Below are 463 nucleotides of genomic sequence, written 5' to 3'. Positions count from 1 at the left end.
CAATATCATTCACATCCAGTCCCGACTTCTCGGCGTAGTACCTCAACGTAGACGCCATCGGAATCAGGAAGAGCTCGTCATAACCGCGATCCGGGCCGGGAAGGTATCCAGGCCCAAAGCTGATCACCATCGATCTTGCCTTCACATCCAGACGGATGCTGACGCTGATTTGTCGCAGTTCACCCCTCTCCTGCAAATGACGCGTCAGCTGGTTCGAAGCTTCACGCTCCAACAGCGCAACCGCCTCCGCGTGAGCACCTGCATCCTCAAGCACTTTCGCCGGCTGATCTCCAGAAGCCAACACGGGCGGCACAAAGATCAGGCCGCACGCGACCGCGGCAGTTGCAAGCTTCAATCCCTTCATTGTTGATTCCTCCATGTGGTGGGACACACGCCGCTCATGCGGCGTCCCGCCACCCTGCCCAGCCGCGCGACGGCGATTCCGCAACACAGCGCACACGGA

General features: G+C 59.6%; 1 protein-coding gene. It reads right to left on the bottom strand.

The genetic code is table 11. The features are described 5' to 3' along the window. Positions 1-364: hypothetical protein (locus tag I6F38_RS43355; RefSeq protein ID WP_225164711.1), on the bottom strand; the 364-nt coding region annotated here is incomplete at its 3' end. Positions 365-463: the final 99 nt, after the last annotated feature.

The organism is Bradyrhizobium sp. BRP56 (assembly GCF_020194035.1).
Lineage (GTDB): Bacteria > Pseudomonadota > Alphaproteobacteria > Rhizobiales > Xanthobacteraceae > Bradyrhizobium > Bradyrhizobium australafricanum.
This window is presented reverse-complemented; position numbering and strand designations above follow the sequence as displayed.